An 18270-nucleotide genomic window follows, 5' to 3' on the forward strand; every position below is an offset into this window, starting at 1 on the left:
TTCTATGAATCTTCAAGAGGAACCGAAGCTTAAACAAAATATTAATCGTCTGGCGGTTATTACCTTTATTTTGGTTCTGCTTAAAGTCATTACCTTTTTCTTTATGGAGTTTATGCCGGTATTCGGCCAGGTTATGAGTCAACTCCTTGCTGCGCTTTTACCCTTCATCATTGCTTTTTTCATTGCTCTTTTGCTGGAACCTTTGGTTCTGCGTTTTATGCAGGGATTAAAAACAAGCAGACCCATCGCCGCGGTTTTAGCCTTAGTTCTTGCTATTTTGGGAATTGGCAGTATTGTCTTTTTGATTGTAGTCCGTCTTTATACGGAGCTGTCCGATCTGGGTAATTCTTTTCCCAGCTACGGCTATTTGGTGGGCTTTTTTAACAACATCCTCGGCACAGTCGACAACTTTATCCAACTCAATCCTCAGATCCAGATTTCCATCAACAATGCTACCCAAGGGCTTATCGACTCCTTGCAGGGCTGGGCGCTTACAGGCAGTAAGGTTCTTTTGAATTTCATCTCTGCTTTGCCGGGAGTTTTTATAGTCTTAGTTGTATCCGTCGTAGCTACCTTTTTTATGAGTGCCAGTTATCCGGGGGTCAAGAATTTTTTCAGCAACCTGGTGCCTCGGAAGTGGAAACCCGGTGCCCGTTCCGTAAGCCGGGCTTTGGGCGCTGCGGTGGTTGGATTTGTTCGGGCGGAAGCCATACTTATTTCTGTGACCGGCATTATTTTAACGGTGGGGCTATTATGGATGGGTAATCCTTATGCCTTTACCATTGGGTTTATTTCGGCCCTTTTGGATTTATTGCCCATCGTTGGCACAGGGATGATCTTTGTACCCTGGATTGTTGGTTTGTTTATTTTGGGTTCGGTATCTGAGGGCATTAAGCTCTTAATTATCTATTTGATAGCTACTGTCATAAGACAAATCCTTGAACCTAAAGTCATGTCCCAAAATATTGGCATCCATCCCTTGGCCACCATTATTTCCATGTATGTTGGTCTGAAGCTATTGGGTGGTTTTGGTTTGATTTTGGGACCGGGTTTAGTGATTATCTATGAAGCCCTAAGAAAAGCAGGCTTTTTTGGTAAATAAGAAAGTAGTGAGTGCGTGAAGAGATTGACAATTTTAGGCTCTACAGGGTCTATCGGCACCCAGACATTGGATATTGTGCGTCAAAATCCGGAACAGTTAGAGGTTTTTGCTTTAGCGGCAGGGAAGAACGTCCAGGAAATTGAACTCCAGGCCCGGGAATTTAAGCCTCGGATCATCGGGTTGATGGAGGAAAAGGCTGCCCGGGAATTAAAACAACGGGTGGCGGATCTGGATATTGAAGTGGTTTCCGGGATGGAGGGGCTCCTGCGCACCGTTACGGATGAGGTGCCGGATACGGTGGTAACGGCCATCAGCGGGCGCATTGGTTTGGAGCCGACCATGGAGGCCTTGAAGGTGGGGAAAGACATCGCCTTAGCCAATAAGGAAACCTTGGTTGCCGGCGGCGATTTGGTGATGGGAACAGCCCAAAGGCTGGGCAGAACCATTCTTCCCGTGGATAGTGAACACTCGGCCATCTTCCAATGCTTAGAAGAAGATCCGCGTACCCTGGACAAGATTATCCTGACGGCTTCCGGCGGTCCGTTCCGGGGGTGGTCTGAAGAACAATTGCAGGAGGTCACTCCGGAAAGAGCTCTTCAGCATCCTAATTGGGCAATGGGAGCAAAGATAACCATTGACTCGGCCACCATGATGAATAAAGGCCTGGAAGTTATCGAGGCTCATCACCTCTTCCATATGGAGTATGATCAGATTGACGTCTTGATCCACCCGCAAAGTGTGATTCATTCTATGGTTCAATACTGTGACGGGAGTGTTCTGGCTCAATGTGGGAGACCGGATATGCGTTTGCCTATCCAGTATGCCTTAACTTATCCGACCCGCTGGCCTAATCCCTTTGAACGACTGGATTTACGGGGAAAGACCTTAACCTTTTTTGACCCGGAGGATTATGATTTTCCGGCCTTGAAGCTTGCTTATGCTTGTGGAAAACGGGGAGGAACGTTGCCGGCTGTGATGAATGCCGCCAATGAAGTTGCGGTTCATGCCTTTTTAGCACGCAGGGTAGCTTATCTGGAAATTATCGGCTTGGTGGATAAGGTTTGCTCGGAACATGATGTGTTAGATGCCACAGATTTGGAAACCATACTTAATGCGGATCATTGGGCTCGTATCCGTACGGAAGAGCTCATCCATGGTTAGAAGGAAAGACAAGGCATAGTTGAAGATAGATTGGTATAAGATTAAGAGAAACACAAGCAAGACACCCATTCATGGTGGGGAATGGAGGAGGGTTTAGTTTGGTAAGTGCTATAGCTGTGGTATTTGCTTTCGGGCTGTTGGTGATGATTCATGAACTGGGTCATTTTATTGTGGCTCGTTTAAACGGCATCAAGGTTTTGGAGTTTGCTTTTGGCTTTGGGCCGAAGATCATTGGTTTCCAAGGTAAAGAAACCGCCTACTCCCTAAGGCTGATTCCCTTAGGCGGTTTTGTGAAACTCTATGGCATGGATGCTGAGACAGATGAAAATGGGAACCAGGTTTTAGCTGCTACCACAGATCCGCGGAGCTTCGGCAATAAAAAAGTGTGGCAGCGTATGTCGGTTATCGCCGCAGGACCCATTATGAATTTAGTCTTGGCCATCTTCCTGTTCATGATTGTCTTTGCTTATTTTGGTATCGCCACGGCAACCAATACCAATGTGGTGGGTTCCCTCGTTGAAGGAATGCCCGCTCAAGCCGCAGGGATTGAAGCCGGGGATAAGATTGTTTCCGTCAATGGCGTGGAGACTCCTACCTGGACGGACTTAACCCAAGCGATTCATATTAAGCCGGATCAAGAGGTTGTGCTGGTGGTTGAGCACCAGGGAGTACAAAGAGCCCTCACCATAGGGACTCAAAAAGACCCCGCTTCAGGAAATGGCCTGGTAGGGATTAGTCCGGAAGTGATCTATCAGAAGACGACCCTACTGGAAGCGGCACGCTATGGACTGGAACAAACCATTAATTTCACTCGTTTGATCCTGGTCACTTTAACTCAGATGATCACAGGTGAGACCAAGGCTGAATTGGGAGGACCGGTAGCCATTGTTCAGGCTATCGATCAAAGTGCTGAATCAGGCTGGGAGAATTATCTGGGATTTATCGGGATATTGAGCATTCAACTGGGCCTGCTTAATCTTTTTCCCATTCCGGCCCTGGATGGAAGCCACCTGGTTTTTTTGCTGATTGAGGGATTGAGGGGTAAACCGATGAATCCCGAACGGCAGAACTTTATTCATTTCCTGGGCTTTGTTTTCTTAATGTGCCTGATGCTGGCTGTAACCTATCAGGATATTTTAAAACTCTTCACCGGCAAAGGCTAAGGAGGCTTCAATGTGGAGCGTAAGCTGACGAAAACAGTGCGAATTGGTGACGTAACCATAGGGGGAGGCAGCTCTATCGTCGTCCAATCCATGACTAATACAGATACCCGGGATATCCCCGGTACCCTGGCGCAGATTCAAGCTTTGGCCCGGGCGGGGTGTGAGGTGGTGCGGCTGGCCGTACTGGATCGGGAGGCAGGCCACGCTCTCGGGGAGATCGCCTTGAAGAGCGAACTTCCCGTTATTGCCGACATCCATTTTGATTATCAGCTGGCTTTGCTGGCTATCGAACAAGGTGTGCACGGGCTAAGACTGAATCCGGGCAATATCGGTGCCCGCTGGAAGGTGCAAGAGGTGGTCCGGGCTTGCAAAGAAAGAGAAATACCCATACGAATCGGGGTCAATGCCGGCTCATTGGAAAAAGAAATTCTGGAAAAATATCAGGGAGTTACTCCTGAAGGCATGGTGGAAAGTGCTTTAGGGCATATCCACTTACTTGAAGAAGAAGGTTATGACAAAATCAAAGTCTCCTTAAAAGCTTCCCATGTTCCTCTGATGCTGGCGGCTTACCGCAAGATGTCGGCAAGGGTGGATTACCCCCTTCATATAGGAGTCACCGAGGCAGGAACGGTGCGTTCCGGAGTGGTAAAATCTGCGGTAGGTATCGGCAGTCTCTTAGCCGAAGGGATAGGAGATACCCTGCGCGTATCTCTCACCGGAGATCCTGTTCAGGAGATTCCTGTAGCCCTGGAAATTTTAAAAGTTCTCGGGCTAAGGAACCGGGGAGTGGAGCTGATCAGCTGCCCTACCTGCGGCCGGACTCAGGTGAACCTGGCTGAACTGGCGGAGAAGGTGGAGGACAAGCTTTCCCATCTGCCCCCTTTGGATCGGCCCTTGAAAGTTGCCGTGATGGGCTGCGCGGTCAACGGGCCTGGAGAAGCCCGGGAAGCAGATTTTGGTATTGCCGGAGGCAAAGGCATGGGTCTGCTCTTTAAAAAAGGTGAGATTGTCGCCCGTTTATCGGAAGAAGAACTATTGCCCGCTTTACTTGCGGAAATTGAAAATTATGTGAAACAGTATGGAAGGGAGCAGCACTCATGCGTGTAAGCCAAATTCTCAATCCCACTCTGCGGGAGGTTCCTGCCGAGGCGGAAGTCGTCAGTCATCAATTGTTGGTCCGGGCGGGGTTAATTCGTAAATCCGCAGCCGGCATCTATACCTACTTGCCTTTGGGCTTGCGCGTATTGCGCAAAATCGAACAAATCGTCCGGGAAGAAATGGATGCCAAGGGAGGACAGGAAGTCCTGCTCCCGATTATTCAGCCTGCCGAGCTCTGGCGGGAGAGCGGCCGCTGGGATCTTTACGGGCAGGAGCTGATGCGCCTTAATGACCGCCACAATCGGGAATTCTGCCTGGGACCGACTCATGAAGAGATCATTACCGATCTGATACGGGGTGAAATCCGTTCCTATAAACAGTTGCCCTTGCTGCTTTATCAAATCCAAAACAAATACCGGGATGAGCGGCGCCCCCGCTTTGGTTTAATGCGGGGCCGGGAGTTCATTATGAAGGACCTCTATTCTTTTGACCGGGATGAAGCAGGCTTGGCTGAAAGCTATAAGAAAATGTATGATGCCTATACCCGGATCTTTACCCGTTGTGGTTTGTCTTTCCGTCCGGTGGAAGCGGATGCCGGAGCCATTGGCGGCACGGGCGGCACACATGAATTCATGGTCCTGGCTGAATCCGGGGAAGCTGCCGTAGTTTATTGCCCTGATTGCGATTATGCCGCCAATGTAGAGAAGGCTGAATGTAAGCCCGCCCCTATGGCGGTTGATGCTCCCATAGGAGCTTATCGCAGCGTGGATACCCCTGGAACGAAGACCATTGAGCAGGTGGCTGAATTCTTGAAGGTCTCCAAGAGTGATCTGGTCAAATCCCTCCTTTATCAAGGCGATGATAAACTCATCTTGGTTCTGGTTCGGGGAGATCGGGAAATCAATGAGATCAAAGTGAACAATGCCCTTGGTCCCTTTATCAATCTCCAGCTGGCCGGCCCTGAGGCTGTACTGGAAAAACTGGGCTGCGAACCAGGCTATGTAGGCCCCATAGGTGCACCCAAGAACTTAACGGTGGTTGCTGATTTAGAAGTGCCTCTGATGGCGAAAGCTGTCTGCGGCGCCAATGCTGAGGACAAGCATTATGTGGATGCGGTGCCGGAGAAGGATTTCCGCATCGATCAGATTCTTGATCTGCGCATGGTAAACGCCGGGGAACCTTGTCCCCAATGCGGCAGCCCTCTCAAAGAAGCACGGGGCATCGAGGTGGGCCAGGTCTTTAAACTGGGCACCAAATACTCCAAAGCTCTCAATGCCGTATTCCTGGATGAGAACGGAGCTGAACATCCCTGTGTTATGGGATGCTACGGTATCGGGGTCAGCCGTACCATGGCTGCGGCTATTGAGCAAAACAATGATAAGGATGGCATCATCTGGCCCATTCCCATTGCTCCCTATCATGTGATCGTCGTACCTGTCAACATGAAGGATGACCAGGTTCGTGAAACCGGTGAGGCCTTATACCAAGAACTGCTGAAGCTCGGAGTGGAAGCCGTCCTGGATGACCGGGATGAGCGCCCCGGAGTCAAGTTCAAAGACGCGGACCTTGTGGGCTATCCCCTGAGAGTGACCGTAGGAAGCAAGACCTTAGCCAATGGCGAAGTCGAGCTTCGGGATCGCAAGACCGGGGAAGTCCAGCTGGTGAAGGTGGAAGAACTGGCAGGCCGTATCCAGGGAATGATTCGGGAAGCATTAGGCGTTAAGTAAGCGCGATAGCATGACATAATATGAGCGGTATGACCGGGAGGAGCTGTAAAGGCATCTCCCGGTTTATTTTTTCAACCAGCTTTGTTTTCAGGGTTCTTACAATCCTTGATTTAACAAAGTGGGAATGATAATTTTACAATAGTGGATATTAGATAGGAGGTTGGGCTCATGGTGATAAGAAAAGAAGATATTCATGACTTAGTCGAGCGTCTTTCTGAAGATGATCGAAAAACTGTTTTTGATTTCATGCAGTATCTATTAAACCGTTCCACCCAAAAGGAAGAGGGGTGGCAACAAATTAATCAAGCGGACCCGGATGATGAATCTCTAACTGAAGAAGAACTTCGCCAGCTTAACAGTGATGCTGGTTATGTTACGGGGGAGGATGCCAAGCGTGAATTCGGATTACAGGTTGATTTACCGTAAGGAAGCGATTAAATTTCTGGCCAAACAGGACGTTTCTGCCCAAGAGCGTATTGCAAAAGGACTGATAGGGTCTTTTAGTAATTCCCTCTACTGGTGATATCAAGCTCCTGAAAGGTTACAAGAAGGTATATCATCTTCGCGTTGGCTCATACCGCATACTTTTTGAGATCAGCCATACTCAAAGAATTATCTACATTCAGGTAATAGATTCCCGTGGCGGAGTGTATAAATAAGTAAAAGCTTGTTGTCCTTATATTAAGGGAGACCAGCTTTTTTATAGAGTATGGCTTTTGTATCGTAACGTCGATTTACTCATAATCATACCAAGTTGGAAAATGGAGGAACTTTCGCTTGCATGTAGAATATCAGCAATAGCTGATGATTTTTATTGGTAGGTGTGGAGGGAAATATGGGTAGATTGTTTGCTGTTATATTGCTCTTGATTTTTGGAATTATAGGAACATTGTTTAACAACACACATCATCCTTCAGGACGAACTATTGAGGAAGCTATAGAAAGATCCGGGAGGGAGGTTGTGACGATTCTCCATAGAGAGAAAGTAAATGACGGAGAAGTGGTGTTCTATCATAAAGGGATCAATAATGGGGAAGCTCACAGCGTAGCGGCTGGATATGTTCAACGGACCAATAGTGGCTGGAAATGGGTGTTCGGCGGAGAGCATACTGGAATAGATGAAGTAACAGCTCAATATTTTCCCTCTACGAAAGGATATGTGAAAAGCCCCTTTCCCTTAGCGTATGGTGAAAGTCTAAGAGAGGATATCGCTAGTATCGGCGTCCTAACTAAGAATTCAGATATAGAAAAGAAAGTTCGCATTGTCGGCAACGGAGAAGGCAAGATATGGTTTGTCTTTTTGAATCCTTCGGACGGAATATTAACTAAAATTGTAGGTTATAACCAAGTGGGGGAAATAATTTTTTCAAGTGACTATGTTGAACCATAAAGTGGGACCTAAATATAGATTTAGAGTGATATAGGGATCAAAAAGGCAGCGGGCTATTCTTGCGCTGCCTTGATTATTTTAAAAAGATAAAACGATAAAGTTTGTTTTGTGAGAACGGACAATCCCTCTTGCAAGAATGTATGTTCTGTTATATTCTTATCATGGAGGGAACGGATATGGATGTATTTGATAAACTCACGATTTTAACAGACTCCGCGAAATATGATGTAGCCTGCACTTCCAGCGGAGTAGAGCGGAAGGGCAGAGCAGGCAGCATTGGCAATACAGTAGCAGCCGGGATCTGTCATAGTTTTGCCGCAGACGGCCGCTGTATAACCCTGCTTAAAGTGTTGCTGACCAATGTTTGTGTCTACGATTGTAAATATTGCATCAATCGCAGCTCCAATGATGTTCCCAGAGCTGCTTTTACTCCCCGGGAGCTTGCCGACCTGACAATTAATTTTTATCGCCGCAATTATATTGAGGGACTGTTTTTGAGTTCGGCGGTCATAAAAAACTCCAACTATACATCCGAACTACTGATTAAGACCTTGGAACTTTTGCGCCATGAGTACCGGTTTGCCGGATATATTCATGTTAAGGCTATTCCCGGTACGGATAATGAGGTCCTAACCCGGCTGGGCTATCTGGCGGACCGGGTCAGCGTTAATATTGAACTCCCATCTCAGGAGAGTCTGAAGCTTTTAGCCCCCGATAAGAGCAAGGAAGCTATTCTCCGGCCTATGGGCCTCATCAAAGGTAAAATAACGGAAAATACTACGGATCTGATCAAATACCGCCATGCTCCGAAGTTTGTCCCGGCAGGTCAAAGTACTCAGCTTATCGTTGGCGCTACACCGGATACCGATTATAAGATTTTGACTCTGGCGGAGGGCCTGTATAAGAAGTATCAGCTGAAACGGGTCTTTTTCTCGGCCTACATACCGGTCGCTGAACACAGTCTGCTGCCGGCCGTTTCCGTAAAACCTCCCTTGTTGAGAGAGCATCGCCTTTATCAAGCGGATTGGCTCCTGAGGTTCTACGGTTTTGAAGCCCGGGAACTGTTGGATGAAGGCCATCAGAATTTTAATTTGCATGTGGATCCCAAATGCAATTGGGCCCTTAATCACCTGGACCAGTTCCCCGTCGAGATCAATCAAGCTCCGTATGAAATGCTCCTGCGGGTACCGGGAATCGGCGTAACCAGTGCCCGCCGGATTTTGCGGGCACGGAAAATAGCCCATCTGGATTTCGCAGGGTTGAAAAAGCTGGGCGTTGTCCTTAAGCGTGCTCAGTACTTTATTCTTTGCAAAGGAAAAACCTTGGCGGGGCTTAAGGTGGCTCCCCATAATGTGATGCAGGCTCTGATGTCCGAGCGGATCATGGCCGGTCTTCCTTCCCAGGCTCCCCAGCAGTTAGCCTTATTTGAGGAACCGCCCCTTTCCCGAGAGGATGTGATTCAGTGTTTGACGGGGCAACTTTAGTTTACAAATACGACGGAAGCTTTGAAGGGCTTATGTGCTGCGTCTTCGCAAGCTATGAGCATAAAGAAATCCCCCTCGATATTCTTCCGCCGGAAGGTCAGCCTGGCCTTTTTGATATCCTCAAGACTATAGAGACAGATCACCAAAAAGCTCAGCGGGTGTATGACTCCATTCCCATCAGGATCTCCCTGGAAGCACAGGAATTGGTGAAGCTTGGCTTCCTGACCTGTACCCCACAAAAGGAACGCCTGATTTTCCTTTTTCTAAGGCTGGGATACAAGGTAGGCGGGAAAGTTATGGGGATGCTGACTGATGACAATGTCCATGCTTTGCAGAAAGCCGTACGGAACTTAACCTGTGAAAGTCATCGTTATAAAGGGTTCGTCCGGTTTTCAATTTATAATGAAGCTTTGGTGGCCATGATTGAACCAGAGAATTTCGTGTTGCCTTTGCTGGCCTATCACTTCTCCAACCGTTACCCCAATGAAGTCTTTATGATTTTTGACAAGACCCATAAGGCCGCCCTCATTCATCAGGCAGGCCGGGTAGAAATCGTGGATGTAGAAGAGTGGGAGCTGCCGGAGCCGGACGAACAGGAAGTGGAATATCGCCGTCTCTGGCAGCAATTCTATAAAACCATTGCCATTGAAAGCAGGGATAATCCCCGCTGCCGTATGAATTTCATGCCCAAACGCTTTTGGAAACATCTGACGGAGTTTTATCCTGAGCAGAAGGTTAAAGCACATCCCATCCCTGGGGAGCAGGCTAGGCTCCTTGGCGGCAGCAGTTAGCCTTAATCTTTGGTAATATGGACCTGGGTGTATGGAACAAGATATACAAGCACAATAGAGAAATACCAGGAAGAGTAATACCTATGCCAGGAATAAGTTTGAATTTCAAATTTATTTTAACGGTTGGTTTAGAACCCCCTGCCATCAATGAATGGCAGGGGGTTCTATTATATTTAAGCAAAAATAAAAAGCAATGAGTTTTTACTAAATTATTAATTTCAGGAAGGAATTGGTGATTACATACCGAAAATATACCATTATATGGTATATAAAGAAATTAAAGGAGAGATCGTATGAAGAGCAAAAAGAGGTTAATTCCATTCGTTTTACTCGTACTGATATTCTCATTTATCCCATTAGGGGCATTTGCTGCTTTTGATGATTATGGCTATAATCCTCAAGGAAGATCATTTAAGGGGACTTTGGACAATTGGGAAGCTTTCATTCATAACCAACCGGCTGCTGCTTGGGACCCTGAAGCAACCGATGTCATGTTTTTGGAAAGAAAGTGGGATAAGTGTTTTGCTCCGATGTTAACGGGCGAAATCCCTTTACAGGGTGCCTGGCAAAGGGCAAAATTATGGCAGTACTTGTCTGGTGAGCAAGCAGGATGGACTTGGCGTCAGGAGCTGGAGGTAGTTTATTCGCCAAATCAACCGATACCCGGGGCTATGGAGCTTACGGAAAATGAAATGGGGATTCCAGGTTTTTATTGTGTGAAATTCAAAGAGTGGGTAACTGGCCCAAAGGGACAGAAAGTGACTATAGAAGATCTTTCTGTGGATTCAGGTATCATCCAAAAGGCACTTAAAGCCGGAGAATGAAGTGGCGAAATTACCAATTGGTTGGTAATTTCTTTGTAAATGCTGCTTATTATACAGGTATCGTTGTAAAAAGTGTATTATTAGAATCAAATATCGTTGTATTTTTTGTTGAAATAGGACATACTTACCCTGAGAGGTGATATTCCATGTATAGAACAGCGATAGAAGAGCTGTATCGATGGAAAGCCAAGCGGAACAAGAAGCCGCTTATTATCCGCGGCGCCAGGCAGGTCGGCAAGACCTGGCTTATGAAGGAGTTTGGCAGGGTTGCCTTTGAAAAGGCCGTCTACATCAGCTTTGACAACAATCGGTCCATGAAGGAGTTGTTTTCAGCCGATCTGAATGTGGAACGGATCGTGACAGGGTTGGAACTCTATTCCGGCCAAAAGATTGATCCCGCCAATACGTTGCTTATCTTCGATGAAGTACAGGAAGTGCCAACGGCCCTGACTTCGCTTAAATACTTTAACGAGAACGCCCCCCAATATCAGATTATAAGTGCCGGTTCACTCCTGGGCGTGGCGCTGCATCAGGGAACGTCATTCCCTGTGGGCAAGGTGGAATTTTTGGATTTATATCCTCTGAGCTTTACAGAGTTTTTAAAGGCTATGGACAAAGGTCGATATGTGGAACTGTTGCAACAAAACGATTTTGATATGATAGCCACTTTTAAGCAGACTTACGTTGATATGCTCAAATATTATTACTATGTGGGCGGCATGCCGGAGGTCGTCCATAGTTTTTCGGAAACTAAGGATTTTGGTGAGGCGCGGGAAATACAACAGCGTATTCTTGATGCCTATGAGCAGGACTTTTCCAAACACGCGCCTCATGATGTTGTGCCGAGAATCCGTATGCTATGGAACAGCATTCCCGCCCAGCTCACCAAGGAAAATAAAAAATTTATTTACGGACTAATCAAAGAAGGTGCGCGGGCTAAGGAATATGAGCAGGCCATGCTTTGGCTGACCGATTGCGGCCTTGTTCATAAGGTGCATCGGGTGAATGCGCCCAGCCTGCCGCTAAAGGCCTATGAAGATTTGAAGGCCTTTAAGCTGTTCTTTGTGGATATCGGTTTGCTTTCCTGTATGGTACGCCTGAACCAAGGCACCCTTTTGGATGGTAACGAGCTTTTCAAGGAATTCAAGGGCGCGCTGACCGAACAGTATGTATTGCAGCAGCTAAAAACCCTCAAAGGGCTGGAAGCCTATTATTGGACAAATGACCGCGGTAGCGCCGAGATCGACTTTGTTGTGGATGACGGACATAAGGTCATTCCCATTGAAGTAAAAGCGGAAACGAATCTGAAGGCGAAAAGCCTGAAAATGTATCAGGAAAAATTTCGACCGGAGCTCTCCATCCGCGCCTCCATGGCTGATTATAGACGCGAGAACAAGCTGCTGAACTTGCCTTTATATATGGTTGAAATGATGGCCAAATTACCAACCGGTTGGTAATTTGCCTCCTCATACCAGTTGCCTTTAGAGCTTTTTGGACTATGCCTTTGAACTGACCATGTGCCTGTAGTTCAAATGGTGCAACGGTGCACCATTTGAGTTTATGTCGTCGGCGATAAAAGCGAAAAGGAGGTTTTTATGAGAAAACTCGGATTTATCATCCAGATATTAGGCCTGATATATATGCTAGGTATAGCGATCCTTTCATTCAGCACAAATCCCCCTTTTCCCATGTTTACCCCGGATAGCATCTCAATAAATGTTATCCCTGGCGTAGTGTTGATCGTTTTAGGATTTTTTTTAAAGGGTAGGAAAGGGAGAGAATAGGTACTTTCCATATTCAGCCGGGGTGCATTATTATTCAGCTATGACGGGGTTTAAATGATTATTCAAAAAGCCACAGGATATGGAAAAAGAGATAAATTTAGGGCTAACTGGAAGCTTGGGGGATGTGACCGACGCCCCCTAATGAAATAAACTGCTATCCGCTCCAAAAGGGCGGATTGTTTTTTTACCATTGAGCAGGAAATTCATCGTTATTTGTCTAAATAATCTGAATAATCATATAGTTAAATATAACGGAGATTTTAGACATGGTAAACGAGAATATAGACAGGGCATACAGGAAAGCCCATCGATTAAATTGAAACGATGGAGGTGGGGACGATGGAGAGCATGCCTTTGCTTATTGTTCTGTTTGCATCCATTCCCGAAGAGTTCCTTATTACTGTATTAGGGTTAAAGCTATTTGGGATAAGGATACGTCCCTTGATAGGGAAGATTGTGGTGATTGCTATACTGCAGGCGGTCGCGCATTGCATTAGCCCGCTCTTTCTTAATGAAATATCCTATTGTGATACTTGATGAACCTACTTCATTTATTGACAAAGAATCAGAAAAAGGTATTCATCGGGCAATTACGGATTTAAAGGAAAACTCCACCATTATAATGATAGCACATAATCTTTCAAGTATTAAAATAGCGGATCAATTAGTTGTGTTAAATCAAAATGGTTTAGTGGAACAAGGGAGCGATGAAGAATTACTTTTAAGGAGTGATTCTTATTATAAGATTTATCAGGAATTAGGACAAATAGAACATCAGACATTAATTTGAATTATTGAACCATTTAAATATAAATTTGGATTAAGTGCAATACCTAATTGGGTATTTTATGAACCAGCGTTAAGACATATTGTCTAGCATTTTCATTTTAATGTAAATAAGCTGACCGTGCGAAATTAGTTAAAGAAAATATCGTTCATCAAATCTAGTCTATACCGAATTTTCGGGGCAAGGAGCAGAGCCTTAAAGCTAAGGCAAAAGAATTAATGATGAGAGCGTGGAAATAATTTATTTGATTTTATTACTGTCGGAATGAATAGCTTAAAAGTAAATATACAACGAAAAATTGAAAGGAGAAACATGGAAGAGATGTTGGTAATAGTCTTTTCTTTAACTGCTATAATGTGTTTGATACTAGGTTGGTTGATTAAATACCGCAAATATTATGGCCTGATTAGTGGCTACAAAGGGTTGTCAGAGAGCGACAAAGATCAAATAGATCATGAGGCCCTTGGAAACTTCAGCGGTGGGATTTTATTAATTTTAGGCATTGTATTTTTATTGGGTGCGATGCTTGAGTTATTGAAGCTGGAAGTGTATTTATCGATACTTATGGTGTTAATAGTACCTTTAGTAATTTATGTCTACTACCGCTCTAATCAGTTTGGGCTGATAAGCCCATTGGGCAATTCGATTAAACCATTAATGTTTGTGATATTTCTAATATTGATTACATCAACTGCATTCAATTTAGAACGGGTTTTTTACAGTGGTTCTACAGGAAAGGTAGAGGTCGGAAATTCAGCGGTATTGATTAGAGGAATGTACGGGACGACTATAAGCTTCGATCGGATTAAAGAAGTGCGCTTAGCAGAGAGTATACCTTCTATTAGTCATAGAACATTCGGCTATAGCTTAGGCGAGGTACGTAGAGGAAATTTTAAGCTAGAAGAGATAGGAGCGGGGAAATTATTTTTAGAAACAAACCAAGGTCCGTATGTGTATCTTATTACTGACGAAAGCTTTATCATTATCAATTTTAAAGATGAAACTAAGACCAGGGCGCTGTATGAAAAAATTATTGATAGTGGAAAGGTCCTCCATTAGATCAACCTTCCTCTCGGAGTCAGACCGTGGAGATGATTATTTATGGAAGGTAAGCCTGCCGCAACTCAAATGTTGCAGCGCTGCACCATTTGAGTCTAAAATATTTTATAGACTAGCCATCGCTTCCTTCCCATATTATTCAGCTATCAGAAGCGGGATATCTATGCTAATATTAAATCAGTACCTATAATTTTCGAAGCCCTATTAAAATTGATAAGAAGGATGTGCTTAGCTGGAATGAATAAAAAGATAGTATCTCTTATACTTATGTTCATTTGTACACTAGCTCTGGTAGCCTGTTCTACGGGGACGACTAACGTAAGCGAAGGAAAAAGCCCCAAACAGATCGCTGAGGAATCCTTTGCAAAGTGGTATGGGCTGAAGAGCTATGATATGGATATGATCATGAATATGAAGTTTTCTGTAGAAGACGAGGTCTTGGATATGTCCATGATAGGAAAAGGAGTCATATTTCAAAACCCTATGAAAATGAAAATGGTTATGGAAACCACTATTCCTGGCATGGGTCAAAAAATGACGATAGAGCAGTATGCAGAGCAAAATGAGCAAAAGATGGCTATCTATCAGAATATCGAAAACAACTGGCAAAAAATCACCTTTGATGACCCAGCCATGATGGAAACGATGTATATGGATCCCAAGGATAACCTTAAATTGTTTATGGACCATCTTGTCTCGGCAGAAATCATTGGGGAAGAAAAAATTGACGGGAAAGATGCCTTAAAGATAAAGCTGGTGGCTTCAGGAGATATCTTTGACCAGATTTTCCAGGAAACAGCCGGCGATATACTTGGCTTAGGGAATGGTCTGATCAGTGCGGATGTCTTTTCTCAGATAGGGGATATGGTCTATACGATCTGGGTTGATAAAGCTACTCTTGATACATTGAAGTGTCAGATGGATCTCTCCGAAAATATGAGAAACTTAGGTAAAGCTCTGGCCGAAGAGCCGAATATGCCTGCAGACATAAAGGATATCTTCGCCAATGCGGAAATATTTATGGAGTACACGATCTTAAACCCCAATAACGCCCAGGATTTTACCATTCCTGAGGAAGCTATGAACGCTCCAGAGATGGAATTACCAGCCTCTTAAAGAAATTGACGAATCATTTCAAATAGCTTGCACTATCTCCCAGTATGTGCTATAGTTTAAAGAAGAGAAATTCTATTGCAGCCGAAGAGGAGTGGGTCTTGAACCCACTCTTTCCTTTGTTTTGTATAACTCATGAAAACCCTCGCAACACTAGTTATAGTGGTTATTAAAATAAGAGGAGGATGGCTATGGGAGAATCCATCATGGAACAAGTTGAAGCGATCATTGCACCGGTGATAACCGAACAAGGCCTTGAGCTGGTTGATGTCGAATATGTTAAGGAAGGTGCACACTGGTATCTCCGCATCTATATTGATAAAGAAGGCGGAGTGGATATTGATGATTGCACTAATGTAAGCCATTTGGTAAGCGAGGTATTGGATAAGCATGACCCGATAGCCCAAGCGTATATGCTTGAAGTCTCTTCACCGGGATTGGAACGCCCACTGAAGAAGGATGAAGATTTTGAACGCTTCACAGGAAAGCTCGTCCGGGTCCTGACCAAAGAAGTATATCAGGGATATAAAGAATTTACCGGTTATTTAGTGGGTTTAATCGAGGATGATATCGTTTTGGAATATGAAAAGGAAAGAATGGCCATCCCCAGAGCGATAGTAGATAAAGCTAATCTGACCTTTGAGTTCTAGTGTAGTGATATGTTTTGGAACATAATATAAGGGGGAAGAATAAAAAATGAATATGGAGTTCATTGAGGCCCTCCATGAATTGGAGAAAGACAGAGGGATCTCAGCGGATATTCTGTTTGAAGCCATTGAAGCGGCCCTGATATCTGCTTACAAGAAAAATTTTGCTTCATTACAGAATGTCCGGGTACATATCGACCGTATGACTGGAGAGTTCAAAGTTTTCGCCCGGAAAAACGTGGTGGAAGAGGTTGAAGATTCACGAACTCAGGTAAGTATGGAAGAAGCACAGAAGATTGACCCCAACTATGCCATCGATGATGTGGTGGAATACGAAGTCACGCCCCGTGAATTTGGGCGGATTGCGGCTCAGACAGCTAAACAAGTAGTAGTGCAAAGAATTCGTGAAGCTGAGCGGGGCATGATTTACGATGAATATATCAACCGGGAAGGGGATATCGTTACCGGAATTGTTCAGCGCTATGATCAGAAAAACGTCATTGTTGATTTAGGTAAGGTAGAGGCCATTCTGACAGCACAGGAACAAATTCCCGGTGAGACTTATCAACCCTTTGAGCGGATTAAGACCTTTGTGGTAGAAGTCAAAAAAACAACCAAAGGGCCTCAGGTCATGCTCTCCCGTACCCACCCGGGTCTGATTAAACGTTTGTTTGAACTGGAAGTGCCGGAAATCCATGACGGACTGGTTGAGATTAAAGGTGTGTCCCGGGAGGCGGGAGCCCGCTCTAAAATCGCTGTTTATTCCCGGGATGCCAATGTAGATCCTGTGGGGGCTTGCGTAGGACCGAAAGGCAGCCGGGTTCAAACCATTGTTACTGAGCTGAAGGGTGAAAAGATAGACATCGTCAATTATTCCACAGATCCTGAGGAATTTGTGGCTAATGCCCTTTCCCCGGCCAAAGTTGTGGGAGTATACCCTAAACCTAATGAGAAAGTGGCTTTGGTCGTAGTTCCCGACTATCAATTATCCCTGGCGATCGGCAAAGAAGGTCAAAATGCCCGTTTGGCCGCCAAGCTGACCAATTGGAAGATTGACATTAAGAGTGAGTCCCAGGCCCTGGCCCAAAATCTTATTCCCGATAAGAATGAAGTCCAGGGAGAATACGAAGAGTACGACGAATTCGCTGATTATGCAGAGTATGAAAACTACGATGAATATGAAGACTATAGCGAATACGATGACTATGAAGAGAATGAGGACTACGATGAAAACGCGACCTATGGGGAGAATTATGATGATGAGCTGGTTTATGATGAGAATGACCAGTATGAGGAATTCGATGCTTATCAAAATGAAGAACTTCCCTACGAAGAAAGCGAAGACTATGCAGCGACTCCGGATAACGGGGAGCCTAAGGCCGAAAATGCTGAGGAAAACTATGCCTACACAGAGTCAGGCGATAAGGAAGAACGACTGACGGAACGGGATCGGTCCATGATGAAATACTTTGAAGCGGATGAGAAAAACAGCCGCAAGGAGAAAAAGAAGAAAGCCAAAGGCAAAAGGTAGGTGAATGCTATGAAGACACGCAAAATTCCGCTAAGAATGTGTCTGGGCTGTCAAGAAATGAAACCGAAAAAGGAGCTCATTCGCGTAGTTCGCACCCCAGAAGGAGCCGTGGAGCTTGACCTCACTGGTAAACGGAATGGCCGTGGCGCATACATTTGCCCCGATATCGAGTGCTTTAAAGCAGCAGTAAAGGGTAAGCGGTTCCAAAAAGCCCTGGAAATTGAACTGGCACCTCAAGTGATTGAGGAATTGGAAAGGAAGTTGGGTAGAGAGTGCTAGAACGAATCTACTCACTCTTAGGATTAGCCCGAAGAGCGGGAAAAATTACCTCCGGAGAGTCACAAATAGAAGTTATGCTAAAGAAGGGGAAGGGATTTCTTCTCATTTTGGCTGAAGACGCTCCTGGAACTCATAAGAAATATGGGAAATGGGCGGAAGACCTTCGCTTGCCTGTTTTGATACTGGGGACTAAGCAGGACTTGGGGATTGCCATCGGGCTTTCCCCAAGATCAACGGTTTTGATTATGGACGAAGGATTTGCCAAGGCCATATTAAAGATAAGGAGTTGACGCCTGGAAAGATAATGTGCGCTGAATATGTGGGGGTGGT

The 18270-nt window shown here is 45.3% G+C and carries 18 protein-coding genes; all 18 read left to right on the forward strand.

Annotated elements, in window-relative coordinates:
• Window positions 1–4 precede the first annotated feature (4 nt).
• The 18 genes from ytvI to DESLBE_RS24550 all read left to right on the forward strand — a co-directional run bounded on the left by ytvI (window position 5) and on the right by DESLBE_RS24550 (window position 18230).
• Window positions 5–1102, forward strand: a complete 1098-nt coding sequence (ytvI, locus tag DESLBE_RS24450; RefSeq protein WP_026198961.1) for a sporulation integral membrane protein YtvI — start codon at window positions 5–7, stop codon at window positions 1100–1102.
• A 15-nt stretch (window positions 1103–1117) separates the two neighbouring features.
• Window positions 1118–2263, forward strand: a complete 1146-nt coding sequence (locus DESLBE_RS24455) for a 1-deoxy-D-xylulose-5-phosphate reductoisomerase (protein WP_011460412.1) — start codon at window positions 1118–1120, stop codon at window positions 2261–2263.
• Between the two features lie 98 nt (window positions 2264–2361).
• Window positions 2362–3426 (forward strand): RIP metalloprotease RseP, encoded by a 1065-nt coding sequence (gene rseP / locus DESLBE_RS24460; protein WP_026198962.1) that lies wholly within the window; start codon window positions 2362–2364, stop codon window positions 3424–3426.
• 12 nt (window positions 3427–3438) lie between these two features.
• The gene (gene ispG, locus DESLBE_RS24465) at window positions 3439–4533 is read left to right on the forward strand and encodes a flavodoxin-dependent (E)-4-hydroxy-3-methylbut-2-enyl-diphosphate synthase (RefSeq protein WP_144678443.1); all 1095 of its coding nucleotides are present in this window, start codon (window positions 3439–3441) and stop codon (window positions 4531–4533) included.
• Entirely contained in the window at window positions 4524–6251 is a 1728-nt protein-coding gene (locus tag DESLBE_RS24470; RefSeq protein WP_005810652.1) for a proline--tRNA ligase, read from the forward strand. The genes ispG and DESLBE_RS24470 overlap by 10 nt, the downstream gene beginning before the upstream one ends.
• Before the next feature lie 168 nt (window positions 6252–6419).
• On the forward strand, window positions 6420–6677 hold the full coding sequence (locus DESLBE_RS24475; RefSeq protein WP_005810651.1) for a hypothetical protein: 258 nt from the start codon (window positions 6420–6422) through the stop codon (window positions 6675–6677).
• A 409-nt stretch (window positions 6678–7086) separates the two neighbouring features.
• On the forward strand, window positions 7087–7641 hold the full coding sequence (locus tag DESLBE_RS24485; RefSeq protein ID WP_018307070.1) for a hypothetical protein: 555 nt from the start codon (window positions 7087–7089) through the stop codon (window positions 7639–7641).
• A gap of 176 nt (window positions 7642–7817) precedes the next feature.
• Window positions 7818–9125: a putative DNA modification/repair radical SAM protein gene (locus DESLBE_RS24490; protein WP_018307071.1), complete on the forward strand. Its 1308-nt coding sequence runs from the start codon at window positions 7818–7820 to the stop codon at window positions 9123–9125.
• A complete protein-coding gene (locus DESLBE_RS24495; RefSeq protein WP_144678444.1) occupies window positions 9104–9916 on the forward strand; it encodes a TIGR03915 family putative DNA repair protein in 813 nt (270 codons plus the stop codon). Before DESLBE_RS24490 ends, DESLBE_RS24495 begins: the two co-directional genes overlap by 22 nt.
• 293 nt (window positions 9917–10209) lie before the next feature.
• Window positions 10210–10740, forward strand: a complete 531-nt coding sequence (locus DESLBE_RS24500) for a hypothetical protein (RefSeq protein WP_011460407.1) — start codon at window positions 10210–10212, stop codon at window positions 10738–10740.
• A 146-nt stretch (window positions 10741–10886) separates the two neighbouring features.
• The gene (locus DESLBE_RS24505) at window positions 10887–12197 is read left to right on the forward strand and encodes an ATP-binding protein (protein ID WP_144678445.1); all 1311 of its coding nucleotides are present in this window, start codon (window positions 10887–10889) and stop codon (window positions 12195–12197) included.
• Window positions 12198–13050: 853 nt separating this feature from the next.
• The gene (locus tag DESLBE_RS24520) at window positions 13051–13314 is read left to right on the forward strand and encodes a hypothetical protein (protein WP_144678448.1); all 264 of its coding nucleotides are present in this window, start codon (window positions 13051–13053) and stop codon (window positions 13312–13314) included.
• Between the two features lie 309 nt (window positions 13315–13623).
• Window positions 13624–14370, forward strand: coding sequence for a DUF3784 domain-containing protein (locus tag DESLBE_RS24525; RefSeq protein WP_172625496.1), 747 nt, complete (start codon window positions 13624–13626; stop codon window positions 14368–14370).
• 237 nt (window positions 14371–14607) lie between these two features.
• Window positions 14608–15486, forward strand: coding sequence for a DUF6612 family protein (locus tag DESLBE_RS24530; protein ID WP_144678450.1), 879 nt, complete (start codon window positions 14608–14610; stop codon window positions 15484–15486).
• Window positions 15487–15674: 188 nt separating this feature from the next.
• The gene (rimP, locus tag DESLBE_RS24535; protein WP_015944718.1) at window positions 15675–16133 is read left to right on the forward strand and encodes a ribosome maturation factor RimP; all 459 of its coding nucleotides are present in this window, start codon (window positions 15675–15677) and stop codon (window positions 16131–16133) included.
• 46 nt (window positions 16134–16179) lie between these two features.
• Complete coding sequence (nusA, locus tag DESLBE_RS24540; RefSeq protein WP_015944717.1) at window positions 16180–17661, forward strand: transcription termination factor NusA; 1482 nt, start codon at window positions 16180–16182, stop codon at window positions 17659–17661.
• A gap of 9 nt (window positions 17662–17670) precedes the next feature.
• Window positions 17671–17940 carry a YlxR family protein gene (locus DESLBE_RS24545; protein ID WP_011460394.1) on the forward strand — a complete coding sequence of 90 codons (270 nt, stop codon included), beginning with the start codon at window positions 17671–17673 and terminating at the stop codon, window positions 17938–17940.
• Complete coding sequence (locus tag DESLBE_RS24550) at window positions 17934–18230, forward strand: L7Ae/L30e/S12e/Gadd45 family protein (protein ID WP_005807689.1); 297 nt, start codon at window positions 17934–17936, stop codon at window positions 18228–18230. Before DESLBE_RS24545 ends, DESLBE_RS24550 begins: the two co-directional genes overlap by 7 nt.
• The last annotated feature ends 40 nt before the right edge of the window (window positions 18231–18270 follow it).

The sequence above is a fragment of the Desulfitobacterium sp. LBE genome (genome assembly GCF_007830365.1).
Taxonomy (GTDB): Bacteria; Bacillota; Desulfitobacteriia; order Desulfitobacteriales; family Desulfitobacteriaceae; genus Desulfitobacterium; species Desulfitobacterium hafniense.